6 tRNA genes are annotated in these 667 nt (G+C 52.5%); all 6 read right to left on the reverse strand.

Features of this window, described 5'->3' with window-relative positions:
- Nucleotides 1-65 precede the first annotated feature (65 nt).
- Nucleotides 66-146: transfer RNA gene (locus AC1DE7_RS31735), tRNA-Leu, on the reverse strand.
- A gap of 6 nt (nucleotides 147-152) precedes the next feature.
- Nucleotides 153-228: transfer RNA gene (locus AC1DE7_RS31740), tRNA-Lys, on the reverse strand.
- A gap of 10 nt (nucleotides 229-238) precedes the next feature.
- Nucleotides 239-324, reverse strand: a tRNA-Tyr gene (locus AC1DE7_RS31745).
- Between the two features lie 9 nt (nucleotides 325-333).
- Nucleotides 334-409, reverse strand: a tRNA-Thr gene (locus AC1DE7_RS31750).
- Between the two features lie 20 nt (nucleotides 410-429).
- A tRNA-Phe gene (locus AC1DE7_RS31755) sits at nucleotides 430-505 on the reverse strand.
- Between the two features lie 17 nt (nucleotides 506-522).
- Nucleotides 523-600, reverse strand: a tRNA-Asp gene (locus AC1DE7_RS31760).
- Between the last annotated feature and the right edge of the window lie 67 nt (nucleotides 601-667).

Here is a 667-nt window from a genome sequence, read left to right on the forward strand (position 1 = left end):
AAACCCGCGACCCTCGCCTTGGCAAGGCGATGCTCTACCGCTGAGCCACTTCCGCAAATAAAGGATGCGCGTGGAGGGACTTGAACCCCCACGTCAAAGACGCTAGATCCTAAGTCTAGTGCGTCTGCCAATTCCGCCACACGCGCATATAATGGTGAGTCATGAAGGGCTCGAACCTTCGACACCCTGATTAAAAGTCAGGTGCTCTACCAACTGAGCTAATGACTCATAGAAAAACTGGTGGAGGATGATGGATTCGAACCACCGAACCCGTACGGGAGCAGATTTACAGTCTGATGCGTTTGGCCGCTTCGCTAATCCTCCAGGATTACATGGTGCCGGCGAGAGGACTTGAACCCCCAACCTACTGATTACAAGTCAGTTGCTCTACCAGTTGAGCTACACCGGCGTATTACATGGTGTTATAAATGGTGGCTCGGGACGGAATCGAACCGCCGACACGAGGATTTTCAGTCCTCTGCTCTACCGACTGAGCTACCGAGCCTTACTAGAATAAAAAAATGGCGGAACCGACGGGATTCGAACCCGCGATCTCCTGCGTGACAGGCAGGCATGTTAGGCCAACTACACCACGGTTCCAGATCACTTTCTCAAAGGAAAGTATAATTGCGGGGGCAGGATTTGAACCTGCGGCCTTCGGGTTATG

The organism is Paenibacillus sp. 10L310, from assembly GCF_056395745.1.